A 24,653-nucleotide genomic window follows, 5' to 3' on the forward strand; every position below is an offset into this window, starting at 1 on the left:
TCAAATATAATAACCTAACCCCCTAAACCGGAGTAAACGTGATGGATGCACTCGCCATGGCTGAACCGCCTAAGAATCTTGGGGGAAGGCCACGCACTGGCCGTAAAACGGTCTTTCAGGCGGCGTTTGATGATAAGGACGCCGAGGCGATTACAAAGCTCGCCGAGCGAGAGGGGAAGGGCATCAGCGCCACGCTTCGCGACCTGGCTCTCGCGGGCCTGGCGCTGCAGAAAGGTAAGCGGAAATGACCGTGGAAGCGACAGAACGACAGATCGAGGACGCGACAATGCACGCGACCGTCTGGGACCAGGTGTGTCGCGAATGCCGCGAAATGTCCGACGGCACACGCGGAGTGGCGATTTCGAAACTTGATCGGGATTTGTTCGGGCAATTCGCCTGGTTCGCGTTGACGATCGCCAGTGCTTATCGAACCGTTGCGAACACCAAGAACATTGAGGATTGAAAAATGTTCACTCTCACACAATGGCTACAGCTTGCCGGCGTTATCAGCCTGCCATGCATCGCAGCTTGGCTGGTGACGGGTGGAGCAAAGTCGATGGTCGACCGGGATATCCGGCGGTATCGTGAAATCGACAAGGTGCTTGAGATCAAGGGCGATCGATGACGGCAATTAAAGATGAGCAGCAGCAGCGCGAGGAGCACGATCGCGACCTCGCCGTTCGTGTTGCGACGCTGATACTAGATGAGGACGTCATTGTCTCACGCCTGAATGCCGAGAACAAATCTCGGATGGTTGATCGCATGATAGCGGCAATGGGCATCGCGCGCATGCATGAGAGGGCGATCAAGGCCGGCCCGGTCATTGACGCTCTGAATGAAGCGCGTCGCATGATAGAGAACTATCAAAATGCAAAATGATCCGCACCTATCAGAGCTCAAAAAGCAAACCCGCATGATGGCGGAAAAGGAAGCGGCGAGAATGGCTGCAGGCGGGTTGCTCGTTGGGCTTGTGATGGGCGGCTGGTTTTGGGGAGTGCCGGGCGCACTGATTTTGCCGGTGCCTTTGGCGATCGCGCTCTACTGGTCGACGTTCCGGAAACACACAAATGGCTGAGGCAATTGATTCGATCCACACCAGTGATGATAAGCCTCTAGGGGATTACGCCCAGGAATACGCCCGGCAAATCGTGGTGGCACGAGACGATGAGACTCGCATCCAATTGCTGAGAGAATTCGCTGCAAAGGCTTATGCTAAGGGCTGGAAAGCGGCAACGGACAGCGTCCGCGCGTATTTAGATAGCGGTGGCGATCGAAGAGCGCTCCAGTGTATCGGCTCGTCTCCTTGCCAAGCGAGACAGACAATTGGGTTAGGCGGCGGTTCATCGAGCAGGATGAGCCGACGCGGTTTTTCGCTTGTGACCCCGGCATTGGCGAATACTGCTCGGAGGTCGAATGCGCGTTCGACGACGCCGGCAATCTGATCGTTCGCGATCGGCGCACCTGGAAACACGAGATCGAGCTCAAGGCGAACGAGGATCCGGAAAACCAATGACAGACGACGTTGTCGAAAAATTCCGCGCCATGGCGAAAGATCCTGCCGCCTGGTTGCCAGGGTTGATCGAAAAATATCTCGCCGACAGCATTGCATCGTCCGCCGACGCAAAGCCACTCGAGGCCATGACCGCGGCCGAGGTAAAGGCGATTGCGCTCCAACAGCTGATAACGCATTTTTTTCCCTACGAGGTCGAGGTTTTGTCAATCGACATCGAGAATCGAGAGGTTCATTACACCGTAAAACTGCCGCCGCCGATCGAAAGAATCTAAATCGGAAAGGTTCTGCGGTTCTAGCTGCGGCTGAATCGAAACGAATTGCCGACGTGGCAACGATCCCGTACCGTATTGGTAATTTTTAACGGGGCGTTGAAAAATGGCGATCATGCGACTGACGCAGGCGCAGATCTGGCTGCGGCAAGAAATCAAAACCAGCGGCAAGTCTCAGGCCGGTCTGGCGCGGCACATGAAGAAAGCCGGGCTGCAGGCATCCGAGCCCATGATCAGCAAAATCGTGAACGGCAAGCGCAAGATCCGCGATGACGAGCTCGAGGCCATGATTGCGTATTTCGGTAATTCGCCCTACGAGCCAGGCGCCGGCGCCGCTAAAAAGGCCGTTCGCGACCTGCTCGAGAACCTCTTAAAGGCGGTGGGATGATGGAAATTGAAACCTCTATCCGTTGGACGTCCAAAGAAGCAAAGGCACACTACGACGAGATACAGCGGAAAATCACAGAGCGCGGGAATGAGATATTCGGTGGCCAGTACATTGCGCACATGAGCGGCCAATATCAGGAACTGCAGAAACGATTTCTCGACGAAACCGCCGTTCTGCGGCAGCAGGCCGTCGATTTATACGCGAAATTCACGACGCCTGAGATGACCGTTCGCAAGGAATAGGCGGTACAAGTATCGTTGCAATTCTGACTCACTTTCGCCATTGGTCCGCAAAATTTCCACTTAGCGCGAAATCGGTGTTTTAAGAATCGATGATTCAGGGCATGTAACAGATACCGTCGCGATAGATGTGCACGAGACTGAAACCCGGTTCGAAAGAGCCGGGTTTTTGCGTTGGTCTGCAGAACACGCCCGGTTCGGAATATCTGACAGAGCCCTTGCAACTCTAGGCCGCGCCACTCTCTGACAAAGGGGGCCGCCATGTAACCGCCAGATCAGCGTCAGGCGTTTTGAAGAAAGCGTTAGGTGTAGATCAGTACCGATCTCGCCAGGTCCTAATCTGCGATCCCGCCCGCACCGGGAGCGCTGCACAACGGCCGAGATCGGCAGTTGAGGGCCTGCCCGTCTCGGCCGTTTCTTCGCTTGGGCTTGAATACCCTGCGAGCGAAAGGGGATCGGTATCGCGTTCCCCGCTCGATCGCACAAGAAATTCCCGCTGCCATTTGCGGCTAATACATCGCGCAACCCTCATGGGACCGATTGACTCTGCCGCGTAGCAGGCAGGGGGCGGGAAGCAATTCGCACAACGACATTTCAGCGGGTCTCTGGTCGGCGCATCCGCTGGGATAAGCAACCGAGCGTCGATCGTTTTTCGGAGATAGAACCCGATGACACAAGCAACGACAATCGAGAGCATGATCGACAAAGCGGCGGCTGCGGAGAAATCAGACGACGCTCTCAAATTCTCGCAAGCCGCGCTTAATGCTGCGAACGCCATGCGCACAATGGCGGACATGCCAAAGGAATAGCGCCCGGTTTGCGTATTTCCGTCCGCAATCTCGCGGCGCTGGGCCGGCGGGCCTGCATCCGTCGGCCCAAAAATTCAAAAGGTGCAGCAATGTTCAAAAACCGAGACTTGCTCCGGATCTTGGTGACGCATCTGGCCGTCCTGGTCGCGATCGTAACAGGGCTCGGCGTCGTGGCGCTGCTCAAAGGCGCACAGGACCAGATCAATGCCTCTCGGTATGCGGAACGAGCGCTCGAGCGATGATGGACGGCTATATCGACTCGAGATCCGATCTCGAGGCGCTGGAGGACACTGTCCGCGAAAGCGACCAGTCTCGGGAGCTCGGCGGCCATTTCAAGCGATCGCAATTCAAGCGCGCCCGGAAGCATAAATTTTATGTAGCAAGCCGGACCAACCGAAAGCCGTCGCTGCCGCCGATCAAATGTCTGGGGGCTTGATGCCTGACCGTGATGCGATCAAGTTGAAAGCCGGACTGAGCGTGCTCTCGACATACATAGATGCGCTATGCCCGAGCGAACGTCTTTTGCTCGCTGTCCTGTTGGCTAGCCTGAGCGACGACGACGCGCAGATCTCCGACGTTTCGATTTCTTGGACTGATATCGAAGGCGGGCGTCAGCACCGCGCTGTTGCAACGGCTCCGGTGTCGAATTGAACATTAAGCGATGGCGCCGGCCGATAAAAATCGGTCCGCCACGTCGCCGACAAACGCGAAAAGCGATCAAGGTTTTGTCTGCGCACCGGGATCGCGTTCAAGATCGCGAGCGACAAAGATTGCTCCGGCGCTGGGCCGAATTTCGCTTATGGCGGTTGTCGATATTCGGGGTGCGATGAAACACGGTTTAGTCGATATCGCTGTCAAACAAATCAGCGACGAGATCCTCGCGCGGCTCCGATCAAAGTTCCCGGGCGATAAGGCGCGGTTCAACGAAATTCGCGAGACTATCGCCGACCTCTGTAAGGAATTCGGCCATCCCGGCGCTGTGAGCGTTAGGGAAGAAAATGGACGCGCCATTTTTGTAATGACCGATCCAGTGAAACTGCTGCTCATGGCGGCAAAGATGAAATCGGAAAAGCCGTAAGGATCTCGAGACATGGCCGACCAGAAAGCCGACGTCCGGCATATTCAGGAAATGCTGCGCGCCGCTGGCTATGACGTCAATGTCGACGGCAACGATGGGCCTCAGACGCAGAACGCGCTGCGCCAATACAAGGCCTCGCAGAATGCGGTTGATGCAAAAAAGGCAGATGCAGCAGCGGCCGAGGCGAACGCGAAAGCCGAGGAAGCGAAGGCGAACGCGGAAAGGACTCGCGCAGAGACGGAAAAGACGCGCCTTGACGCTGACACGAAGAAACGTGCCGATGATGCGGCAGCGGAAACGAGTAAGCGGATTTTCGATACATCGATAACGGCAACGTCATATGCCGCTGGCGTCGCCGTTGGCACAAAAACCGCCAAGACGATCGACGCGAAAGTTGCGGAGGGCTTGGCGAATAAAAACAAAGAGCTCAAAAAGGTCGCCAAGGAACTGACGCCGCTTATCGGCAAGGTCGACGCCGCAGCCGGCGCCAAAAAATCCGCGAACCTGGTGCAGCGGACGCTAACGAAAATCGACGCGCTCGTAACGACAGCCGATAAAATCGGCTTGACGAAAGTCGCTCGAGGACCTGCAGGGCCGGTTGCGGCCGTCGGTATGCTCGCAATTGGCGCTGTCAGCCGCACAGCTGCCTCGCAAACGGACAACGAGACGATTAAGACCGTGCTCAATGCGTCTGGCACTGCCGAAATGGTGGCCGGTGCAGTTGTCGGCGTTAAGGACCTTGCGAACCGTGCAGCACCGACAAAAACGGTCGACGCTAAAGCTCTGGGGCTCGTCGAGCAGGGCCGCGCCATGGTGCGCGAGGCTGGCATTGCCGCCGAGGTCGCAACGAAAGCGCCGTCGCTAGCATCCCGAGTGCTGAGCGTCGCCGGCAAGGTCGGTGGTAAGATTGCTTTGCCGGTCGCAGCAGTCGTTGCCACCGTTGAGTCCGTCAAAGGCTACAAAGAGGACGGGATTCGCGGCGCAGTTCGAGAGGGCGTTAACGCGCTCGATCCGAGTTCCCTCGTGATGCCGGAAGGCAAGGGCCTGGTCGAACGCCTGTTCGATCGCTTTGCGGGATCGGCCAAGCGTGACGCTGCGAGCGTCTCGTCTGATCGCAAAGCAGCTGGCCGCCAGGCTGCGGCGCGTGAGCATACGCTCGAATTGACGCCGTTGGCACAGACGCCGCCAGCCGTGACGCCTAACAAGCAGGCGCCGCACCAAGCGGCCGAGAGCGTTGCTCATATCAACCACGGTTGGACGGACGCGGCTCGAGCAGCCTCGCAACGAGTCCGCGGCGTCAACGTCACAATTCAGGGCAAGTAAATGGCCTGCGGAGGTTGTCAAAAGCGAGCCGAAGCGATCCGAGCCGGCATGGTCGCAATCGCAAACGGCGATAAGGATGCGCTGCAGGCCGCCACAGCCGATTTCGCGGCTGCTACCCGTGCAGACGTCGGTCGGATCAAAACGGCCGCTGTTGCGCGCCTGGCTGCGAATAGGGGTAAACGATGAAAAAGCCGCTTATGGGAGTGTCCGAGGGCGCCTGGTCGTTCAATGCCGAGGCAGAGGATCGCAAGGTGTTTCTCACAGTGGCGACGTCCACGGGATCGACTGAGATCGCGCTGCATTCGGATGAGGCGCTCTGCTTGGCTCGCGCTATCCTGGTCGAAATGAGCGATTTCGCAATCGATGGCTAATCGCCAGATCATCAATACGGCCTCGCCGATCGCCCGCGGGCGGATCTCGGCGCCGCTCAATCTCAAAACGGCGCCGGTTGGCTCTGGACCGTTGGCGCTGCCGACGGCCAATCCGACGCCTAACGTCAGCATGACGGCGAAGGGCGGGTTTCTGATCCAAACCGGAACAGAGACGCTGCGATCCGCACAAGCGGCCGGCATGCCCACAGCGCCCGTCGCGGCCTCAATGGCATCGCTCCGGAGAATGGCGAAGGCCGGCTATCTCGGCAGCGGCGCGGGCGTTCAGAACATGGCGCGCAAGGCTGAGGCGAGTATGGTTGGCGGTGCGGGAATCGAGATCATTATCGACACGCGCGATATTCTGAAAATCTCGGAAGGCCTCGCCGCTGCCGGTATTATCCTCGCCGAGGGTCATGCGATCCTGTCGAAGGCAATCAACGACGGCGCGCGCAAATACAATACGACCATCAAGCGCAAACTGCAGGCTTGGACCGGGTTGCGGGACCAGGCGCGCATCGTGCGAGCTATATCGACCGTCTATTCAACGCCGGCGACGCTCGCCGCTGTTATCCGCGTCCGCGATAGGTTTGTGCGCATCACGGCCGACTATTTCGGAGCATCCTGGTCGAGGGCCAATCCGGGGGCGGTTCATTCCGCCTGGAATCGAAGGCAGTTAGCGGTCCATGCGTTTATGATCCCTGGCAAGGCGCCGGTATTTAAGCGGGTCGGATCGAGTAAGTATCCTATCGCGCCGATATGGGGGCCGGCCTTGCCGCGCGAAATTGATCGGCATCGCGGCGAAGTCGAAGCCGAAGTTAATGCGATCGTTCGAACGCGTGTTTTGGCAACCGGCGAGCGGCTGCTCGCGATGGCCGTCGCGCGCGCCGCGCGCCGCTGATTGGTCGATGCAACGCGAGCAATGGCGCCCATGCAACCCGTACCCCGCCACGGGTCCCTGCTGGGTCGATTTTGCCTCTGCGGGCCACGCAGCCCCGAAACCGTGCTAGGTGCGAATTTTTTTTGTGAGTTGCACCCCTTTGAGTTTCAAGGGCTTAAACCAACAAAGTTAGAGTCTTTGGAATCGGTTAGAGCCTAAAACCTCACAAGTGCAACGGGGGGTGCAATAGGGGGTTGCAAATGGGGTTGCACTATGGGGGACGTTTTGACCATCGAGGCGGTCCGTTTGGTATCGCCTGCGGCTGCCGGTGCCGAGCTCGGAGGCATCAGCCGGCAGCGCGTAAACAAGCTCGCCGAGCGATGGCCTGAGGTTAAGGTCGACGGCAAAATTGACGTCGAGAAGCTTAAGCAACTCAGAGCGGCGCATGCCGACCCGCTCAAACAGATGGCCTGGCAGCATAGCGAACGCGCTCGCGCCACGCAGGCCGAGCCGCTCCGATCGCCGCCGACTAGGACCTCGATCTCGCCGGCGGCAGCGGGCGACGCTGACGAGCCCGAACAGGGCGAACTCTCGCTCGAAAAGATGGATTTCGCCGCCGTAAAGACGGAACGCGAGCGATCGAACGCGCGCTTGGCGCAGCTGCGCGTGCTTGAGGAAGAAGGGCGACTAATCCCGCGGGACGAGGTTGTCGCCATGAATTTCGCCATTGCGCGCAAGCTCCGGGACCGGATCGGCGGCTTTCCGACAAAGTTGCAGCAATTCATTCCGTCCGAGGCCATGCAGATGCTGACGGATGAATGCGACAAGCTAGTTAAGGAACTTCAATCCGACGCACAGCGCGTCTCCGAGGGCGACGTCGACTAATGCTGGCAGGTGTTTCGGAGGCGATCCGCTCAGTCGTCAGATTGGGCTGGGTTGAGGGCCTAGAATTACCGCCGCGGCTCAAAATCAGCCAATGGGCCGACGAGCATCGGCATATTGCGGCCGGTACCGGACCAGAGCCTGGGCATTGGAACACCGACCGGACGCCATTCGCGCGAGAGCCGATGGACGCAGCATGCGATCCTGACGTCGAAATTATCGTGCTCGAATGGTCTTCGCAGGTCGGTAAGACCGAAGTCCTGCTCAATGCGGCCTGTTACTACATCGACCAGGATCCGAGCCCACAAATGTTTGTGTTGCCGGATCTCAACCTTGCGGAATCGTTCTCGACGAACCGTTTCTCGCCGACCGTCGAAGCGTCGCCGCGGCTGCTCGAGCGGATCGGTCGTGCCAGGTCGCGCGATAGCGATCAAAAGAAGCTCGAAAAATCTTACGCCGGTGGCGATATCGTTTTCGCTGGTGCGAATTCCGCGTCGAGCCTGGCGTCTCGTCCGCGGCGCATCGTGATTTTCGATGAGATTGACAAGTATAAAGCCTCGATCGGCAACGACGGCGACCCGATCAAGCAGGGCTTTCAACGAACGCAGAATTTTTGGAATCGGAAGAAATTTCTGGCGTCAACGCCGACGATCGAAGGCGCGAGCGCAATCGACGCCTGGTTTCTGCGCTCGGATCAGCGTTATTTCGAGGTCCCTTGCCCGCATTGCGGCCTGTTTCAGGCGCTCGAATGGGAATCCGTCAAATGGGACAAGGGAAAGCCGGAAACAGCCCGTTATCATTGTGGTCATACTGACGAGAAAACCGGCGAGATTGTTGGTTGCGGTGAGCCGTGGGATCAGCGCCAGGTCTTACTCGCAGTCCGGAAAGGCCTCTGGAAAGCGCGCGCCCCGTTCAATGGCGTTGCCGGATTTAAGATCTGGGCCATTTATTCGCCATGGGTAAGTATGGCGGACCTGGTCAAAGAGTGGGAGGACTGCGAAGGCAAGCCGGCCGAGGAGCAGACCTTCTGGAATCTAAAATTAGGCCGTGTCTATAACCCGTCGAAAAAGGCGAAGACGACACCGCAAGAACTATTCGACCGCCGCGAAGATTACGGACCAAGCTCAAATGGCTATGTCATTCCCGACGAGGTCCTCGCGATAACGGCCGGTGTCGACGTCCAGGCCGATCGCTTCGAATGCCAATATATTGGCTGGGCCGCGGGCGATGAGAAATTTGTCCTCGATCATGTGATCCATTACGACGATCCCACGGCGCCCGGCGCGTTCGAACGCATGGAACAAGCGCTGTTATTTCGAGAATTCGACCTTGAGAACGGCGAAACGCTCGCGGTTGAATCGGTCGCAATCGACGCCGGCAACTGGTTTCAGGTCGTTATGGAGTTTGTCCGCGCGAGCCGCGCCGCTTTCAAGCCGTACTATGCCACCAAAGGCAAAGACGGCGCAGGTAGGCAGCTGATGCGCGAGTCGGAGAGTAAATTCAAACTCGGCGCAAAGTTGCATTTGATCGGCGTCGACGATGGAAAAACGATGCTTTATCACGAACTCGCCGTCGTGCCGGACGAAAAGGCTGGAATTCAGCGCTATCGTGTACACTTTCCGAAGCACCTAGAGCTCAAATATTTCGAGCAGCTTGTCTCTGAAACGCTAAAGATCGACTATCGCAAGGGGCGTCCGGTCCGCGTTTGGATGCCGCCGGCCGGCGGCAAGCGAAACGAAGCTCTCGATACCTTCATTTATGCCATGGCGGCACGCGCGCCGCTCGCGATCGATTACGACCAGCGTCGGGCCGATCGGCAAGGCACTGCGCGCAAGGTCGACGGCGCGTTAATCGCGAGCTTTTTCAAAAGGTGACGAATGGCCGGAACGTGCGTGGAAGAACTGACGAAGATATACAATGCCATAATGGCTCTGAATTCTGGTCAGCGCGTCGTCGGCGTCAGCATTGGCGAAAGATCGGTCCAATACTATCAGCAGCAGATCCCGGATCTGCAGAAGCTGTACCGGGTTTTTTATCGCCAGTGTGGTGCTGATAGCGGCTTAGTCGATCTTTCCGATTCGAGCATGGTCCTACGCGGCCCGCCGGCGCGCATTCCAAGGTAAATTCTGCACATGACAGACAACGCGAACGCACCAGGCGATCATCTGGCGCTGCATACGGCTGCGCTCACGTCATGGGTGCACGCCTATCGCGACGGCCGTACTCGCGGCGGTGGCGAGGTCGCTGTTTGGCGCCCGCGCAACCTCTCGGCTGACAAAGCGGCGCTTTATGATGCTGGCATGCTCAGGGCGCGGGCCCGTGACCTGGTGCGCAACAACGCACACGCCAAAAACGCCGTTAGGATGAACGACGACGCCGTTTCTGGTTCTGGCGTCAAGCTCGCTTTGCGGATCGACTGGCGGTCGCTCGGCATCAATGACAAGGAAATCGCGAGCGAATGGCAGGATTACGTCACGCGCCAATGGGAAGCCTATGCGGAGGGCGTTGAATTTCAGGCCGATGCTCAGAGGCAGAGCACGTTCTCAGAAATGTTTGCTCTGGTAAATCGCACTCGGTTTATCGACGGCGACGCGCTTGCTGTGCTCGAACTTAAGCAAGGCACCGGAGCCTATCAAACTTGCATAAATTTGATCGATATCGACCGGCTTTCAAACCCGATGGGAGCGCCGGACACAAAATTTCTTCGCGGCGGAATCGAGCGCGACGCTGTTGGAGAACCGCTGGCGTACTATATTCGGCTATCGCATCCCGATGACGTCGGCGTCGAGCTTTCATCGCTCAGCTGGCAACGTGTCCCGCGACAGACACCATGGGGCCGACCGATTGTGCTGCACGTTTTCAATAAGCAGCGCCCGGAGATGACTCGCGGCGTTTCAGAATTCGCGTCGGTTATTCACGCATTCAAAATGCTCGGCACCTATCGAGACACAGAACTGCAGTCGGCCATTACGCAGGCGGGATTTACCGCTGTAATAAAAACCGAGCTCGATTATGGCGCGGCGTTTCAAGTCATCGGCCTGCACGGTGCCAAGGCTGCGGGCGGCAGCGGCGGGCCGCTGGTCGACGGCATTACGGGCGCAATGAAACTCGCCAGCGACTATCACAATGCGAACGATGATATTACATTCAACGGCAACAAAATACCTCATTTGCTGCCAAATGAGAGCCTAGAATTCAATCGACCGACGCATCCGAATACTAATTTCGACGGTTTCGAGAGCGCCTTTCTCAAGAATTTGGCGGCCGGCCTCGGTGTTGAGGCGCATGAACTCGCGAAAAATTACAAAGAGGTCAATTATTCCGCTGCGCGCGCCGCATTGCTTGCCGTTTGGCGGACGTATCGCGCCCGCAGGAATCATCTGGTGCAGCATTGGGCGATGCCGTTCTTTAGCGCCTGGTTGGAAGAAGGTGTTGCGATCGGTACGATCAAATTGCCGGTCGGTGTGACGGATTTTCTCGCGGCAAAACCCTATCTCGTCCGCGGCGAGTTCATCGCCTGGGGCAAGCCAATGATTGATCCCTACAAGGAACGCCAGGCGCAGCAACTTGGCGTTCAAATGGGCGTCGAAACGGTCGAGGATATTGCCGCCGAAGAAGGCGCGAACTGGCGCGACAAGGCCGAGCAGATCGCGACCGAAAAGAAGTATTTCGAAGGGCTCGGCCTGCCTTATCCCGGCAGCACTCCGCTCGCGCCGCCGCTGCAGAACGAACAAAGCAACTCGCCGGACGGAGTTTAACCGCTATGACAATGCTGCCGCTTTTGGCTGACCGGATCATCGGCCAGCCGCTGCTAATCACGACCGAAAAACTTGAGGTAATTCTCGGAGTTTTGGGCGGCCGGATCGGCATCGAGGACGTATTTCAGGCGCCGGCGCCGGATGCGAACCGTTTTGCAGGCCGGGAATCGCAGCGCGGCCCGTATCGCGTGACGTCGAACGGTATCGCTATCGTTCCGATTATCGGCAGCCTGGTTAACCGCGGTGCCTATATCGGCGCATCTTCCGGCCTCACGAGTTATGAGGGCATTAGCGAGCAGCTAAAAAAGGCGAGCACGGATTCCGAGGTGCGCGGGATCCTGCTCGACATGAATACGCCAGGCGGCGAAGCGGCGGGCACGTTCGAAGTTTCGAACTTGATAATGGAGATCCGCAAGAAAAAGCCGGTTGTCGCGATGGTCGCCGATATGGCGTGCTCGGCCGGCTATGCGATCGCCTCGGCGGCGAGCCAGATCTATACGACGCAAACCGGCATGATGGGTTCGATCGGCGTCGTTTGGGTGCACTTCGATCGCTCTTTGCAGATGCAGAACGAGGGGATTAAGCCGACGATTTTGCACGCCGGGGCGCGCAAGGCCGAGGGCAATCCTTTCGAGCCGCTCTCTCGAGTAACGAAAGCCAATTTTCAAGCCGAGATCGAGAAACTGCACTCGCTTTTCATCGAGACGGTCCTCGATGGCCGCCCGAGCCTCAAAGAGGCCGATCTCCGAGCAACTGAGGCGGCCGTGTTTATGGGCCAAGACGCCGTCAAGATCGGCCTGGCGGACGGTGTTTCAACGTTTGATCGCGTTCTGGAAGTGATGAGTCAGCAGATCACAAAACTGCCGGCGGCGCCGGCGGGCTACGAAAGCAACCCAAAGGAGAAGAAAGCTATGACGAACCAGCCGGCCGCGGAAGCGGCAAGCGGGACGGACCAGGCCGCTCTCGACGCCGCGCGCGCCGATGGCGTCAAGGCAGGCCGTACTGAGGAACGCGCTCGCATTGCATCGATCCTGGCTCTGCCAGAAGCGAAAGGCCGCCAGGCACTCGCGATCGAGCTTGCAACCGGCAGCGATATGAGTGCCGAACAGTGCTCGAAAATGCTGGCGAAGGCCGCCGAGGAAAAACCGGCCGCCGGCGCGAGCTCGTTTTACGACGCTATGGCCGCGAATGGCGGGAAGCCGAACGTCGCGACAAGTGGCGGCGACGCGCAGCCCAAAGATCGCGCGCAAGCGAATATCGAACGCCAAGCGAAGCGTTTCGCGGCAATGGTCTAAGTGCCGGCGCTTTCACCAATCTGAAAATTGATTATTTAGGAGCTCGATACGATGGGACGCGCGCTTAGAACTGCGACATGGGACGAACCGACAGCCGTTTCGGACGTTCTCAAGTCGGAAAAGGAAGGCCATTTTTGCCGCGGGGTTGGCGTGATTAAGAGCGGCGCCGGCGTTTGCGATATTGGCCTCGTGCTCGGCAAAATATTGACGGGCGCGGCGACGGCTACTGCAAAAGCCGGCGGCAACACCGGAACGGGCACTGTCGGCGCCGTTGCCGTCAACCAAGGCGCCAAAACCGGTGTTTACAAGGTCCGATTTACGGCCGCGACCGTGTTTCAGGTATTGGATCCTGACGGAAACGTTATCGGCGGCAACGGTGCGACCGGCACAGCATTCGCCGACGATCTCGGCTTTACGATCGCGGCCGGGGGTACTGCATTCATCGCGGGCGACGGTTTCGATATTACGGTCGCTGCAGGTTCAGGAAAATTGGTGGCTTACGATCCAACGGCAAATGACGGCAGTCAGATCGCCGACAGCGTCCTGTTGCACAAGGTCGACGCAACGAGCGCGGACGTCGCCGGCGCTGTTATTCTCGCTAATGGTCCAGCAGAGATATCGCCGGCTGGCCTGAAATGGGGTGCGAACGTGACGACGCAGGCGCATCGTGACGCGGCACTCGCTGTTCTGGCAAAAAAGCTGATCTTGGCTCGCCAGAGCGCTTAAAGCTCCGTCACAACGCCACACGAATAAAGCGCGGTCCTCGAAAAAGGGCCGCGTTTCGCATTTTTGCGCCCGCGATTCCGCCGGCGCTTGCTCAATCTCAATTGGAGAAATCGACCAATGACCGACTTGGCTATCGAGGGGTTTACTGATCGCGAGTTTTCCGTTCCGGAGCTCACGACGATCATTAACAAGGTGCCGAACAAGTACGGCCTTGTCACGAATATGAAGATTTTCGGGGATCCGATTCCGCTTCCCGTAACGCACGTTACGCTCGAGCGGCAAAATTGGGCGCTCAACCTGTTGCCGGCAACTGAACGCGGTGCACCTGGCACGCTCGGCAGTCGCGGTAAACGTGATAAAAAGATCTTCGAAATTCCGCAGATCACGCATCAGGATAGCGTTAAGGTTGCGGACGTGCAGAACTTACGTGCGTTCGGGTCCGCGGCGGCTATGTATCTCGAGGACATGGTCGCGCAGAAGCTCGTTACCATGGCGTCAAAGCATTTTGTGACGCATGAGTGGTATCGCATCGGCGCTCTGCAGGGCCAGATTCTCGATTCAGACGGCTCCGTTATGCTCGATCTCTACGACGAATTCGGCATTACAAAGCCGGTCGCGGCGTTTGGTGGCGGCGCTGACATTCCAGCGCGCCTACGCACAATTAAACGGCAGATCGAGCGCAGTCTCATGGGTGAAGTGATGACGGGTGTTGCCTGTCTCGCATCGTATGAATTCATGGAAATGCTGTTCTCGAATGCGGACATCAAGGCCGCCTATAATGCTGCGATGGCTGCTTGGCAAAACTTCATCGCGCTCAATCCGACGCTATCGGATCGTCGGTTCTCGTTCACGGTGCAGGACATTACGTTTGTCGAGTACGACGCGACGTTCTCGTCCATCGCCGCAAACGGTACGTCGTCTATTCAGCGCGCCATCCCTTCTGGCGGGGCGATCTTTTTCCCGCTAGGTACCCAAAACTCGGCATATACCTACGTCGCACCTGGCGATTTCGCCGAGTCGGCAAATATTCCGGGCCAGGTGTTCTATGCGAAGGAAAAGCCCGACGAGTGGAACCGCGGCCGGGATATCCTCACGCAGTCGAACGTGCTGCCAATTTGGGTTCGTCCGGAACTTCTAATTCAGGGCACAACCGGGTCAGGCGGTAACAACGTGACCGATATGGCCTCATAAAATGGCGGTTATCGCGATCGAGATGCTTCGAGAGCATCGATATCCGGAGAACGCGCGGACGACGCGCGTTCTTCCTCTCAAATGGCGTGGCGAACTCGACGAGGAAGCGGCAGCATATGCTATCGCGATCGGCGCCGCGCGTCCGCGCAGTCCTCTCACAAAGGACCAGGCTCTCGCCGTCGAAATTTTGAAAGCGGCGAAGGCAAACGACTACGATCGTATCGACCAGCTGCGGCAGGAAAATCCGGATTTGCTGCCTACGGATCCGGCGCCCGCGTCAGGCGAAACGCCGTCAAAAACAAGTGAATCTGCCGAAGCTTCAACCGATGCGACGCAGGCGACAACGAAGCCGCGGAGATCGCGCTAATGCCGTCGATCTTCGCAGGCCTCGAGGATCAACTCTCTGACCACGTCGACGCCGTGTTCGGAGAGTTGTTCGAATTCCGTCCTATGACGCCAGGCGTCGGCGGCGGCCGGCCGGCGATCGACAATAGCCGCGCTGTTCGCCAGGTAACGGGCGCTTTCGACGACCGTTCCTCTGTTTCGAAAGCTCTCGGCGAGGTCGCCAGGCGCTCAACGCAGGCCGTTATTCGGCACATTTGGCTGAGCATTGACGAACGCCAATTCGCAGTTGGTCAGGGTCCTCGGCAAAAGGATCGTTTCAAACGTCTCGATACCAACATCGTCTACGACGTCGCCGAGATCATGCAGGACGGCGAGCGACGATACAAAATCCGCCTCGCTGACGGTTTTAAGGACGCCTAACCCATGAGCCTCGAGAGAGCGGCGCTGCGCCTGGCAACTGTCATGGCGCTAACGAACGGCTATGCGGCACCCTGGCCGACGATGGCGCAAAACCGTGTCTTCGATAGCCGCCAGGATCAAATTCAAGGTATCGAGGTCGGCCAAGTCGTGCCGATGGTTATCGTCTACACGGACGACGATATCGGGCACGCGATCTCAAATAACCAGGACGGACCGCCGTTCGATCACGAAACGCATCTAATTCTTGAGATTACGCTCGGACAGGCCACCGAATACAAGGCCGATGATGAAAGCGACCCGGTTTTAGTCCTCATACCTCCGCAGTCGGAGCCCGAACTTGAGGCGTCGATCGACGCTTTCGAGGCGCAGATCTATCGCGTTTTTCGCGACAAAGCCGGCCCATGGGGCGCACAACTTGACGCCGTTATAAATCGCATCAAATCGTGGGAATCGAAACGGTTCGTCGATCACGAAACGAGTATTCGTCTCGTCTCTCGGCAGATAACTCTTGCGGTGCGCCTGGTGCAGCCAGAGGATCCGAGGATCGGGAGCGGCGACCCGTATATCCCAGAGCCTTACAACAGCTTGCTGCAAGCCATTATCGACGGCGACGGTCCGCACGCTCCGACAGCGACGCTCATTCAAGAGCAGCTGCTCGGCAACGCTGGCGCAACGCCTTTCAACCTTCCGCAACTCGACCGGATTCGATTCATCGAAGCAAACCAGGCGCGGAAAAACGAGGCCGGCGACGCTGCAGGTCCTCGCGCCGACGGTGTTGCCGAAATCGACTATTCGACCTGACACCCAAAAGGAGATTGTTGAATGCCTAGCACGCTTTTCGTGAAACCGGGCCAGCACGACGTCGTGCTTATGCCTGAGCGGAACATGGCAAAACTTCCGCCAGAGGGCGCGCTCGTCGAGCTCACGCCGTACTGGCGCGCGCGGTTACGTGATGGTGACGTAACAGAGGCGATCTCGCCGGCGTCTGCAGAGGCAACAGCTGCGCCGGCGGCCAGGCCATCGAAAAAGTAAACCCAAACAACCCGAAATTTAGGAGACTCCGACAATGAGCGGCGTGCTGTTCAACAACATCCCTGGGAACGTCCGCGTTCCGTTTTTCTATGCCGAATTTCAGCCTGGCGGCACGCCGTACTCCGCGAATGCGCGGCTATTGCTCGTCGGCCAGAAACTGAGCTCTGGCGTCGCAACGGAAAACCAGCCCGTACTCGTTCGCGACGGTACGGTCGGCGCTCTGTTTGGCCAGAATTCCATGCTGGCGAATATGTATCGCAAGGCGCGCAAGAATGCGCCGCTGCAGGAAATCTGGGCTCTGCCGGTCGCGGATCTCAACGCCGGCGTAAAGGCGGCCGGCACGATTGTCGTCGGCGATCCGGCGCTCTCGCAGGCTGCAACGCTCACGATCTACATTGCCGGCCGACGCATTCGCTGCGGCGTTCTCACAACCGACACCAAAACGACGATCGCGCTGCACCTGGTTGCTGCGATCAATGCTGTCGCAGCGAGCGAAGGCCTACCGGTTACGGCCGCCGTCAACGGTACGACTGCCTATCAGATCGACCTCACGGCCGTGCATAAAGGCACGCTCGGCAACGCCGTTGAGATCGAAAGCGGCATTGTTACCGAGGACGGCAACAACCTAGCCGCAACGCTGCTCACAATCACCGCGATGGCGAGCGGCGCTGGTGATCCGGATCTCGGAACTGCTTTCGCGAACCTCGGCAGTGCTGAATTTGATTGGATCGCCTCGGCCTATGCCGATGCAGCGAACGTCGGCCATGCTACTGATCTCTTGAACGACGTCTCAGGTCGTTGGAGTTGGGCGCAACAGATCTATGGGCACTATTTCTGCCCCTCTACAGCGACCGTTGGTGCGCTGCAGACTCTCGGCGCTGGGTACAACAACCAGCACATTACGTTTTTCCCTTGCCGGAAATTCCTCTCGCCGCAATACGAGGTTATTGCGGCCATCGGTGCCATTGCTGCCGCACACCTCCAGGACGCTCCTGAGCTTTCACGGCCTCTGCAGACACTCGAGCTCCAAGGCATCAAGGGGCCGCGGTTAATCGCCGATCAGCTGCAGCTGGTCGACAAACAGACGCTCTATTTCAGTGGCATTTCCGGTTACTTTATCAATACTGCCGGAAACGTCGCGATCGAGCGACTTATCACGACCTACCATGCGAACAGCTGGGGGGATCCGGATTGGACTTACCTCGATGTCGAAACGATGGCGCAATCGATGTTCGGAATCCGCTTTATCCGGACCGAGGTTACGTCGAAGCATGGGCGCCAGGCGCTCGCGAACGATAATCCTGGCCGCGTCGCTGCGATCGTCACGCCGAACGATATCAAGGCAACGATCACGCACGCTTACAAAAAGCTGGTTGATACCTACGGCGTTTTTGAGAACCTCGAGGCGTTTCAGCAGTCGCTGGTTGTTGAGCGCAATGCTCAGGATCCGAACCGCGTCGATGTGATGATGAACCTTGATCACGTCAATCAGCTGCGCGTTTTGGCGGCTGCGGCAGTCAATTGGATGCAACTCGAACTCGACCAAACTAACGCGATCACGGCCGCCTAAGCCGCTCGCCGGCGCGTCCTTTCAAGCAGCACAAATTAGGAGCTTTTAGCATGGCACGAGAAACAGTCGGCGGCCGTATCGACGTAGCGATCGATGGCGTCCCTTACAGTACGGCTGGAGAGATTGATCTGGACGAGTCGAACATTGAGCCCGATGCGGTTGTTAATCAGGATGGCACGATCAACCGCACGGTGAAGCCTTCGCCATATTCGGCAAAGGTCAAAATGCGCAATACGAAAGATCTGAATATCCAAACGCTTATGGGAAAGATTTTCGATCTGACCCTCAGCGAAAAGGATATCCGCAGAACGACGCTTTTCACCGATGCCTTTATCAAGGGAAAGGCGTCGCGCAATACCGCTACGGGCGAGTACTCCGAATTTGAAATCGTTAGCGACAAGCTCACGCGCTTCTAAAGTGGCGCTTTTCTTCGGTAAAAGGGGGACTTTCAATCATGTTCAACCGTAATCAGAATGACGCCTTCTCGCCTCAGCAGCCATCGCCGGCAGCGATGAGCGCTGCCGGCGCCGGCGCGGCGCCTCGCGGAACAATCGTCCGGCTTCTGTACAGCACTATCAATAACACCAAAGGAGAGCCGATCAGCGAGATTTCGCTCCGCGCGCCTACCGCTGGCGATTGGATGGAGTGCGGCGACTTCCAAACAACCAAAGTGTTAAAGGGGGATGACGGGGAACTCGGCGCGATGGTTTTTGAAGTCGACACGAAGTCCGTCGAGAAATGGCTGCCGCGTCTTACCGGCATCCCGTTGCCGTTGCTCAAGCCTCTCGATTATCGCGATTTTCGCAATCTCTTTAACGCTCTCGCTGCGATGGTCGGACCCTATACCAAGGGAAACTGAGGGAAGCGGTCGGTATTCTCGCATTTATCGGCCGCTTTTCTCCCGAAGTCATTGAACGCATGCCGCTTGTTCGGCTCGCCTGGTGGTACGAACTGCTGAGCGATCATTACGAGCAACGCAACGAAGCTCGACAGCGCGCAAACGACGGCGCAGGGAAAGCCTAAATGTCAATAATGCAGGCGACCGCAATCATTGCGGCGCGCGACCTCGCGTCGGCGGTTTTCGCCCGCGTCGCTGCAAACGCGCGCGCGGCGAGCGGCAGATATGCGGCGGCCACTGGCGCCTTCGCAGCGGCTAGCCATAAAATGCATGGGGCGCTTTCTATGGCGCTGCCGGCTGCTATGGGTGTCGGTGCGTTCGGTCACGATCAACTCGAATGGGATCGCGCGGTGCACCAGTATCGCGCGATAGCAGAGCTCGCCCCCGATGCGTTCGCGAAGGTCGAAAAGGCAATACTGAACGTCTCGAATGCAACCGGCGTCAATAAGTTGGAGTTGCTCGAGGCTGCGAAAGGTTGGCAGGAGCTCGGTAACTCGCCGACGAGCTTTATTAAAAACGCGGAAATTGCAGCGCGAACGTCTCGAGTTACGGGAATCTCGGTCGCCGAGCAGATGAAAGAAAGCTCGGCTCTGCTCAGAGCGTTTGGTGCCAATCTCAACGACCCAGAACAGTTTAAGCATTACGAGGAAGTCTATCTGGTAGCCTCTAAGGGCATGAAGGGCGGTGCCGAAGCGTTCGGCGAGGCAATGCAATCCTGGGCACCTATTGCCTCCGGTCTCGGCTTAACATTCGAACAGGCGGCAGCCTTCGCTCAAACACTTGGCGGCCAGTTTGACGCCTCTGCGATCGGCAATGCATTAAAAACCGGCATGATGCGTCTCGTTGCGCCGGTCCCAAAGTCGAAAGCGATGCTGGAATCTGCGGGCATCGATCCGACCAGTTTCGGCAATTTTGACGAAAAGAAACTGCGCGACGGCGATGCGCTTGTTAAGGCCCTCAAAGGTACCGGCTCGTTCAACATCTCGCGCGGCATGGCGCGAATGATACAGAACGAGCTCGCTCACGCCGATCTGAGCCAGGGTATAGATCCGGTAATGGAGCGATTGAATACGCAGCTGGTTAAGGGGTTCGGCGGCAAAAAAGTCAGCGCGCAGGATAGGAAGATTTTGCAGGCGACGTTGCTTAACTTCTTTAGCGGAGCCATGACCGGGCTCGATCCAAAGAAATTTTTCGAGACGTTCGCGCCGCTCGCCAAAAACGTCGCCTTCATGTCTCAAGTTTTTGGCAAAGAGCACGCCGCAAAGTTTATGGACCTGCTCAAGCAGGCCGAACACTACGGCGTCAACCTTGAGAATATTCTCGAGCACGCGCCAGGCGCGCTCGAGCGCAAATGGTCGATCTTTGGCGAGGGATTTGCATTTCAATTCTCGCGAGCTCAAACCGCGATTGACAACCTTATGAACTCAGTTGCCGGCGCTGGCATTCGGGGCGATATGGAGGGCGTTTTTAAGTCGATCGCCGATATGTTCGACTCGGCTCAGAAAATCGACCCCGAGACGCTACGCGGCTTGTTTTATGTATTCGCTGGCGTTGCGGCGCTTGCGCCGCTTGGTTACGTGATTAGCGGCATTGCGAGCTCTCTGAGCCTGCTTGCTGCGATTGCCGGCAGTCCGATCGTTATCACGATCGCGGGCGCATATCTGCTCTACGAGGTTTGGCAAAACTGGGACAAGCTCACGAAGGCAAAGGACCGGATCAGCTTTGTCGTCGATCTGGTCCTCAACAACATGCTCCCGGATTGGGCAAAGCATCTGATCGAAACGGGCGCTAAAAATCTGAATCAAGGCGCGTTTGATAACCAGCTGCAGAACAATACACACGGCGGTCGGTGGGACCGGCTTCAAGACTGGCTGTCCGGCAAATCGCATGAGGAAACGTTCAGCCCGTTCGGCGGAGGCGGAGCGAAATCGCCTCTGCAGCTTCTCGATTTGCATGCGCAGCAGATCAATGTCACCGGATCTGCGGAGGTTCGGACGAAGCTCGAGGCGACGATCAAGGTCGACGGTAACGGTCAGGTTACGAAACAGTCGACGACGGACGGTCGCGCCGAGGTCCCGCTTAATACCGGCCGCAGCATGAGCGACACCGACAAGAGTTATGGGGGCGGGCATTAATGGCGGTATTCAGAGATTGGCTCCGAACGCTGCGCCGTGCCTCCTATCGTGGCGCCTCGTTTTTCGTTGAGACAGACAAGATCAAAACCGGACGGCGCTTGGTCGTTCACGAGTTTCCACTCGCAGACGATCCTTATGTCGAGGATCTCGGCCGCAAGGCAAATAAGATTGATGTGACAGCCTACGTCGCTGGCGACAACGCCGACGGCGCTGAGGATGCTCTCCGGAGGGCGTGCGATGCTGGTGGCGCCGCGACACTCAGTTTGCCGATCATTTCCATGCAGGCGCACTGCGAAGATTGCAGTCGCGATTTCAAAAAGGACCAACTAGGCTATATTGCGTTTTCGCTGTCCTTTGTTCGCGACGGATCCGGTGCCGCGCCGTTCCCGGTCGCGTATCTCGGTCGCATCATTGAAACCAGCGTCGGCGGCATTGTCGCGGCACTTGCAAGGCTTTTTGTTGGCTCATTCGCGACGCTTGATTTCGCCGATTATGTACACGACGATGCGGCGGACGAAATCCGCAGTATTGCCGGCCAGCTAGATTCGGCCGTGCGCGGCACCACGGTGGATGTCGATAAGGCGCCGGCGTTGCTACAGCAGATTGGCGATTTTTATTCCGATGCGGACGACCTAGCTGCCGTCGGGGAGCGCGCTGATCAGTACGATGACACGACATTCATTGCTCAGCAGTCGCCGTCTGCTGCCGCCGATATCGTTACGCGCATGGGGGACATATTCACAGCAGCCGCTGGCGCGATCGCGCCGGACCTGCTTGAGGCGGCGGTGTTGCCGCTCGCCTTATATGTGCCGGCCGACAATGCGTCGACAACCACAGAAAGCGGCCGCCAATCGCTTGCGAATGTCCAAGCGTTGCGCTCTTGCTTGAGGATCCTGGCTCTAACGACGCTCGCGACGGCTATTGCGAACAGGACTTATGTCGATCGGCGCGAGGCGATTCAAGCACGGGCCGATGCTGCAGAGGCTTTCGCGGCAGAGCTTGATCGCATTTCTGGACTGGCGGATTATGACGTGTTTGTCGCGGTGCAGACGCTGTCCGGGAAGGTCGCCGACTATCTCTCGAGGCTGATTACGGACCTTGCGCCCGTCGTGGCGATCGAGGCGCCGCGCCGGATGCCGGCGCTCTGGTGGTCGCAGAGGCTGTACGGGACGGCCGATCGCGCAGACGAGCTCGTCGCGCGTAATGGCGTGAAGCACGCCGCATTCATGCCGCACGAATTTGAAGCTCTCGCGGACTGATTTTATAAATGGCAACTGAGCTCGTTACCGTCCTCGCTGACGGGATGCGTTATCGCGCCTGGTCGAAAGTCACTCTCAACGCCGCAATCAATGAAGCGTGCCGAAAGTTTAATTTCGAATCCACGGAGCGTCCTGGTCAGTTTTCATTTCCGCCAGGGACGTCGGTTGAGATTCTTGCGTCTAGCGATCTGTTTCTAGTTGGATATGTCAATGCGTACTCAGGCAATGGTGACGCGGACACGCATCAAATCTCGGTCAAAGGCCGCTCGAGTTCTCAGGATTGGGTTGATTGCTCGGCCATTCATTCAACCGGCTATGCCGAGGACAAAACGCCGGTCGAATTTGCCCGGGAATTCAACCCGTACGGCTTTTCGATAACCGATAAAATCGGCCTCGACTCCATCCCCTATCAGCAGATTATGCAAGGCGAGACGGGTTTCGAGTATCTCGAGAGGGCGCTCAGGCCGCAAGGCGCAACGCAAATGGGAACGCCTGACGGCGGGATCGAGATTACAAATGCCTCGGTTGCCGAGCGCGCGGCCGGCGCCCTTGTTGAGGGTGTCAATATCGGCCCGTGGAGTGTCGATCTCACCGACGGCACGCGACACTCTGAATATACGATCAAGGGGCAGAACCGGCACGGCCACGGCGACCATAATTTGCGCATCAAACAGCAGGCGCAGGACGGCGGCGTTAAGCGGTACCGGCCGAAGCTTATCGTTCACGAAGGCGATTGTGACAACAAGCGTGCGCGCAACCGAGCCAACCACGAAAAGGAACGATCGGCCGGCGCTTGTATCAAGGCGCAGATCACAACGCCGAGTTGGCGCGATGGAGCCGGCAAGCTTTGGACGCCGAACACATTGATTTTTGTATCTGCCCCGAAACTGATGCACCTCGAGCAGGACATGCTGATCGAGAACATTATTCTTAAGCAGGAAGAAGACGGCAGCGGCACAAGGGCTACGCTCAACCTGGTCGATCCTCGAAACTATCGGGGCGAGGGCAAATCGGGAAAGGGATCCGATGCCAGTTGGAATGATGGGGTCGAGTGATGTTTCACGCTGACAGGCACGCTGGCCGCGGGATGGTTCGCCGCGTCGAGGTTATCGAGGTCGACGACAAGGGCGAGTCTCAAATCGTCACAATGAAGGGGCTGGCCGACGAGATTTTTAAAATCTCAATGCGGGGGCAGGGTCACGGTCTAACCGGGGTCCCGCGCGTCGGTGCGATCGGCCATTTGTTTCTTGCGGGAGGCCGTCCGGACCAGGCTTTTGTTTTGAACCTCGAGCATCCCGACGACAGGATCAAGGGCAAGGACCCGGGTGCTACGACGATCTATTCGAGCGGCGGGAAAAACGTCGAGATCCGTTCGCCAGCTGGCGGCGAAGTGCACATTAACCCGCCGGGCTAAACAGCAATGCCATTGATCTGCCGGCTTGGCGATACCTCAACACACGGGGGCGCAATCATAACGAGTGCGTCAATTTCCAAGTGCGAGGGCGCTTTGATCGCGCGCCAGGGCGACATTCTCGATTGCCCTATTCACGGACCTAATCCGATTGTCGGCCACTCGAGCAAAATGCGCTGTGAAGGGCCTTACGTTGCGCGGCATGGCGACCTCACTGAATGCGGCGCGTCATTGATCTCAGGCGCAACAAAATCGTTGGACGAATAATGGAAATCAGAATTCGTGACACTGAGGCCTGCGAGCGCCAGCCGCAGCTGCTCTGGGATACGATTTGGGTTCAGCGAACAGACGCCGCTGGCGGGTTCGGCGATTGGATCCTCGCGCGCTCGGATGCTGGCGACCAGGTCGAGAGCCTCGGAGGCCTCAGAGCCGAGGCAGCGCTGCACACGGCGACGCTGCTCTGCCTCTTTACGGATGCACCTGCGCGCGCAGACGACGTTCTGCCGGCAAACGATGGCGATCGCCGCGGGTGGTGGGGAGATAGCGTCAAGATCGATGGCGAGCCAGATACGCCGATCGGTTCGCGTCTCTGGCTGCTCGAGCGCGCTGCTCTCAACTATCGAACGCAGCAAGCGGCTGAGGACTACGCGCGTGAGGCGCTTGCAACATTGATTGAGCAGGCAGCCGTAGCGCGGACGGAGATTACATCCTCGGTCGACGTCTCGATCGGAGCTCTGTTTCTCGTCGTGCAGCACTTCAGTCGCGTAGGGGAGAAGACATACGAGCAGCGGTTTGGCGTCGTCTGGCAACAGACGCTGAACGGCGCCCGCATGAACTACGGCGACGAGATTTTCGCATAAGGGG

At 57.9% G+C, this 24,653-nt stretch carries 36 protein-coding genes; all 36 read left to right on the forward strand.

What is annotated here, in order from left to right; all coding sequences use genetic code 11:
* Positions 1 to 41 precede the first annotated feature (41 nt).
* The 36 genes from HDEN_RS05910 to HDEN_RS17710 all read left to right on the forward strand — a co-directional run bounded on the left by HDEN_RS05910 (position 42) and on the right by HDEN_RS17710 (position 24,649).
* The gene (locus tag HDEN_RS05910) at positions 42 to 248 is read left to right on the forward strand and encodes a ribbon-helix-helix protein, CopG family (protein ID WP_013215226.1); all 207 of its coding nucleotides are present in this window, start codon (positions 42 to 44) and stop codon (positions 246 to 248) included.
* 2 nt (positions 249 to 250) lie between these two features.
* Positions 251 to 463: a hypothetical protein gene (locus tag HDEN_RS05915; RefSeq protein WP_150103206.1), complete on the forward strand. Its 213-nt coding sequence runs from the start codon at positions 251 to 253 to the stop codon at positions 461 to 463.
* A 3-nt stretch (positions 464 to 466) separates the two neighbouring features.
* A complete protein-coding gene (locus tag HDEN_RS18295; protein WP_013215228.1) occupies positions 467 to 625 on the forward strand; it encodes a hypothetical protein in 159 nt (52 codons plus the stop codon).
* Complete coding sequence (locus HDEN_RS05920) at positions 622 to 879, forward strand: hypothetical protein (protein ID WP_013215229.1); 258 nt, start codon at positions 622 to 624, stop codon at positions 877 to 879. The genes HDEN_RS18295 and HDEN_RS05920 overlap by 4 nt, the downstream gene beginning before the upstream one ends.
* Complete coding sequence (locus HDEN_RS05925; RefSeq protein WP_041921574.1) at positions 869 to 1,075, forward strand: hypothetical protein; 207 nt, start codon at positions 869 to 871, stop codon at positions 1,073 to 1,075. The genes HDEN_RS05920 and HDEN_RS05925 overlap by 11 nt, the downstream gene beginning before the upstream one ends.
* A gap of 210 nt (positions 1,076 to 1,285) precedes the next feature.
* Positions 1,286 to 1,513, forward strand: coding sequence for a hypothetical protein (locus HDEN_RS05930; RefSeq protein WP_013215230.1), 228 nt, complete (start codon positions 1,286 to 1,288; stop codon positions 1,511 to 1,513).
* Positions 1,510 to 1,785, forward strand: coding sequence for a hypothetical protein (locus HDEN_RS05935; RefSeq protein ID WP_013215231.1), 276 nt, complete (start codon positions 1,510 to 1,512; stop codon positions 1,783 to 1,785). Before HDEN_RS05930 ends, HDEN_RS05935 begins: the two co-directional genes overlap by 4 nt.
* A gap of 103 nt (positions 1,786 to 1,888) precedes the next feature.
* Positions 1,889 to 2,170: a helix-turn-helix domain-containing protein gene (locus tag HDEN_RS05940; protein ID WP_013215232.1), complete on the forward strand. Its 282-nt coding sequence runs from the start codon at positions 1,889 to 1,891 to the stop codon at positions 2,168 to 2,170.
* Positions 2,170 to 2,412: a hypothetical protein gene (locus tag HDEN_RS05945; protein WP_013215233.1), complete on the forward strand. Its 243-nt coding sequence runs from the start codon at positions 2,170 to 2,172 to the stop codon at positions 2,410 to 2,412. The genes HDEN_RS05940 and HDEN_RS05945 overlap by 1 nt, the downstream gene beginning before the upstream one ends.
* Before the next feature lie 665 nt (positions 2,413 to 3,077).
* Positions 3,078 to 3,218: a hypothetical protein gene (locus HDEN_RS18300; protein ID WP_013215234.1), complete on the forward strand. Its 141-nt coding sequence runs from the start codon at positions 3,078 to 3,080 to the stop codon at positions 3,216 to 3,218.
* A gap of 89 nt (positions 3,219 to 3,307) precedes the next feature.
* Positions 3,308 to 3,460, forward strand: a complete 153-nt coding sequence (locus HDEN_RS18305; RefSeq protein ID WP_013215235.1) for a hypothetical protein — start codon at positions 3,308 to 3,310, stop codon at positions 3,458 to 3,460.
* Positions 3,461 to 3,653: 193 nt separating this feature from the next.
* Positions 3,654 to 3,869 carry a hypothetical protein gene (locus HDEN_RS05955; RefSeq protein ID WP_013215237.1) on the forward strand — a complete coding sequence of 72 codons (216 nt, stop codon included), beginning with the start codon at positions 3,654 to 3,656 and terminating at the stop codon, positions 3,867 to 3,869.
* A gap of 10 nt (positions 3,870 to 3,879) precedes the next feature.
* Positions 3,880 to 4,296, forward strand: a complete 417-nt coding sequence (locus tag HDEN_RS05960) for a hypothetical protein (protein ID WP_041921576.1) — start codon at positions 3,880 to 3,882, stop codon at positions 4,294 to 4,296.
* Positions 4,297 to 4,308: 12 nt separating this feature from the next.
* Positions 4,309 to 5,619: a peptidoglycan-binding domain-containing protein gene (locus HDEN_RS05965; protein WP_013215239.1), complete on the forward strand. Its 1,311-nt coding sequence runs from the start codon at positions 4,309 to 4,311 to the stop codon at positions 5,617 to 5,619.
* 182 nt (positions 5,620 to 5,801) lie between these two features.
* On the forward strand, positions 5,802 to 5,990 hold the full coding sequence (locus HDEN_RS05975; RefSeq protein WP_013215241.1) for a hypothetical protein: 189 nt from the start codon (positions 5,802 to 5,804) through the stop codon (positions 5,988 to 5,990).
* On the forward strand, positions 5,983 to 6,888 hold the full coding sequence (locus HDEN_RS05980; RefSeq protein ID WP_013215242.1) for a hypothetical protein: 906 nt from the start codon (positions 5,983 to 5,985) through the stop codon (positions 6,886 to 6,888). The genes HDEN_RS05975 and HDEN_RS05980 overlap by 8 nt, the downstream gene beginning before the upstream one ends.
* Positions 6,889 to 7,140: 252 nt before the next feature.
* Entirely contained in the window at positions 7,141 to 7,752 is a 612-nt protein-coding gene (locus HDEN_RS05985; RefSeq protein ID WP_013215243.1) for a hypothetical protein, read from the forward strand.
* Positions 7,752 to 9,623 carry a phage terminase large subunit family protein gene (locus HDEN_RS17705; protein ID WP_013215244.1) on the forward strand — a complete coding sequence of 624 codons (1,872 nt, stop codon included), beginning with the start codon at positions 7,752 to 7,754 and terminating at the stop codon, positions 9,621 to 9,623. The genes HDEN_RS05985 and HDEN_RS17705 overlap by 1 nt, the downstream gene beginning before the upstream one ends.
* A gap of 18 nt (positions 9,624 to 9,641) precedes the next feature.
* Positions 9,642 to 9,872, forward strand: coding sequence for a hypothetical protein (locus tag HDEN_RS05995; RefSeq protein ID WP_169305480.1), 231 nt, complete (start codon positions 9,642 to 9,644; stop codon positions 9,870 to 9,872).
* 9 nt (positions 9,873 to 9,881) lie between these two features.
* Positions 9,882 to 11,507 carry a phage portal protein gene (locus HDEN_RS06000; RefSeq protein ID WP_013215246.1) on the forward strand — a complete coding sequence of 542 codons (1,626 nt, stop codon included), beginning with the start codon at positions 9,882 to 9,884 and terminating at the stop codon, positions 11,505 to 11,507.
* A 5-nt stretch (positions 11,508 to 11,512) separates the two neighbouring features.
* Positions 11,513 to 12,802, forward strand: a complete 1,290-nt coding sequence (locus HDEN_RS06005; RefSeq protein WP_013215247.1) for a S49 family peptidase — start codon at positions 11,513 to 11,515, stop codon at positions 12,800 to 12,802.
* A gap of 51 nt (positions 12,803 to 12,853) precedes the next feature.
* A complete protein-coding gene (locus HDEN_RS06010; RefSeq protein ID WP_013215248.1) occupies positions 12,854 to 13,528 on the forward strand; it encodes a head decoration protein in 675 nt (224 codons plus the stop codon).
* Between the two features lie 117 nt (positions 13,529 to 13,645).
* Entirely contained in the window at positions 13,646 to 14,719 is a 1,074-nt protein-coding gene (locus HDEN_RS06015; RefSeq protein WP_013215249.1) for a major capsid protein, read from the forward strand.
* A 1-nt stretch (position 14,720) separates the two neighbouring features.
* Complete coding sequence (locus tag HDEN_RS06020; protein ID WP_013215250.1) at positions 14,721 to 15,086, forward strand: hypothetical protein; 366 nt, start codon at positions 14,721 to 14,723, stop codon at positions 15,084 to 15,086.
* On the forward strand, positions 15,086 to 15,484 hold the full coding sequence (locus tag HDEN_RS06025; RefSeq protein WP_013215251.1) for a hypothetical protein: 399 nt from the start codon (positions 15,086 to 15,088) through the stop codon (positions 15,482 to 15,484). The genes HDEN_RS06020 and HDEN_RS06025 overlap by 1 nt, the downstream gene beginning before the upstream one ends.
* A gap of 3 nt (positions 15,485 to 15,487) precedes the next feature.
* Positions 15,488 to 16,285 (forward strand): hypothetical protein, encoded by a 798-nt coding sequence (locus tag HDEN_RS06030; RefSeq protein ID WP_013215252.1) that lies wholly within the window; start codon positions 15,488 to 15,490, stop codon positions 16,283 to 16,285.
* 84 nt (positions 16,286 to 16,369) lie between these two features.
* Positions 16,370 to 16,516, forward strand: a complete 147-nt coding sequence (locus tag HDEN_RS18620) for a DUF2635 domain-containing protein (protein WP_425337341.1) — start codon at positions 16,370 to 16,372, stop codon at positions 16,514 to 16,516.
* Positions 16,517 to 16,550: 34 nt separating this feature from the next.
* Positions 16,551 to 18,086 (forward strand): phage tail sheath C-terminal domain-containing protein, encoded by a 1,536-nt coding sequence (locus HDEN_RS06040; RefSeq protein ID WP_013215254.1) that lies wholly within the window; start codon positions 16,551 to 16,553, stop codon positions 18,084 to 18,086.
* A 50-nt stretch (positions 18,087 to 18,136) separates the two neighbouring features.
* On the forward strand, positions 18,137 to 18,502 hold the full coding sequence (locus HDEN_RS06045) for a phage tail tube protein (RefSeq protein ID WP_013215255.1): 366 nt from the start codon (positions 18,137 to 18,139) through the stop codon (positions 18,500 to 18,502).
* 38 nt (positions 18,503 to 18,540) lie between these two features.
* On the forward strand, positions 18,541 to 18,945 hold the full coding sequence (locus HDEN_RS06050; protein ID WP_013215256.1) for a phage tail assembly protein: 405 nt from the start codon (positions 18,541 to 18,543) through the stop codon (positions 18,943 to 18,945).
* A gap of 341 nt (positions 18,946 to 19,286) precedes the next feature.
* Positions 19,287 to 21,119: a phage tail tape measure protein gene (locus HDEN_RS06055; RefSeq protein WP_245256780.1), complete on the forward strand. Its 1,833-nt coding sequence runs from the start codon at positions 19,287 to 19,289 to the stop codon at positions 21,117 to 21,119.
* Positions 21,119 to 22,378 carry a DNA circularization N-terminal domain-containing protein gene (locus HDEN_RS06060; protein ID WP_013215258.1) on the forward strand — a complete coding sequence of 420 codons (1,260 nt, stop codon included), beginning with the start codon at positions 21,119 to 21,121 and terminating at the stop codon, positions 22,376 to 22,378. Before HDEN_RS06055 ends, HDEN_RS06060 begins: the two co-directional genes overlap by 1 nt.
* Positions 22,379 to 22,386: 8 nt before the next feature.
* Positions 22,387 to 23,433: a phage baseplate assembly protein gene (locus HDEN_RS06065; RefSeq protein WP_013215259.1), complete on the forward strand. Its 1,047-nt coding sequence runs from the start codon at positions 22,387 to 22,389 to the stop codon at positions 23,431 to 23,433.
* A complete protein-coding gene (locus HDEN_RS06070; protein ID WP_013215260.1) occupies positions 23,433 to 23,792 on the forward strand; it encodes a phage baseplate assembly protein domain-containing protein in 360 nt (119 codons plus the stop codon). The genes HDEN_RS06065 and HDEN_RS06070 overlap by 1 nt, the downstream gene beginning before the upstream one ends.
* A 6-nt stretch (positions 23,793 to 23,798) precedes the next feature.
* On the forward strand, positions 23,799 to 24,056 hold the full coding sequence (locus HDEN_RS17920; protein WP_013215261.1) for a PAAR domain-containing protein: 258 nt from the start codon (positions 23,799 to 23,801) through the stop codon (positions 24,054 to 24,056).
* Positions 24,056 to 24,649, forward strand: a complete 594-nt coding sequence (locus HDEN_RS17710) for a phage GP46 family protein (RefSeq protein ID WP_013215262.1) — start codon at positions 24,056 to 24,058, stop codon at positions 24,647 to 24,649. The genes HDEN_RS17920 and HDEN_RS17710 overlap by 1 nt, the downstream gene beginning before the upstream one ends.
* Positions 24,650 to 24,653: the final 4 nt, after the last annotated feature.

Source organism: Hyphomicrobium denitrificans ATCC 51888, assembly GCF_000143145.1.
Classification (GTDB): domain Bacteria; phylum Pseudomonadota; class Alphaproteobacteria; order Rhizobiales; family Hyphomicrobiaceae; genus Hyphomicrobium_B; species Hyphomicrobium_B denitrificans.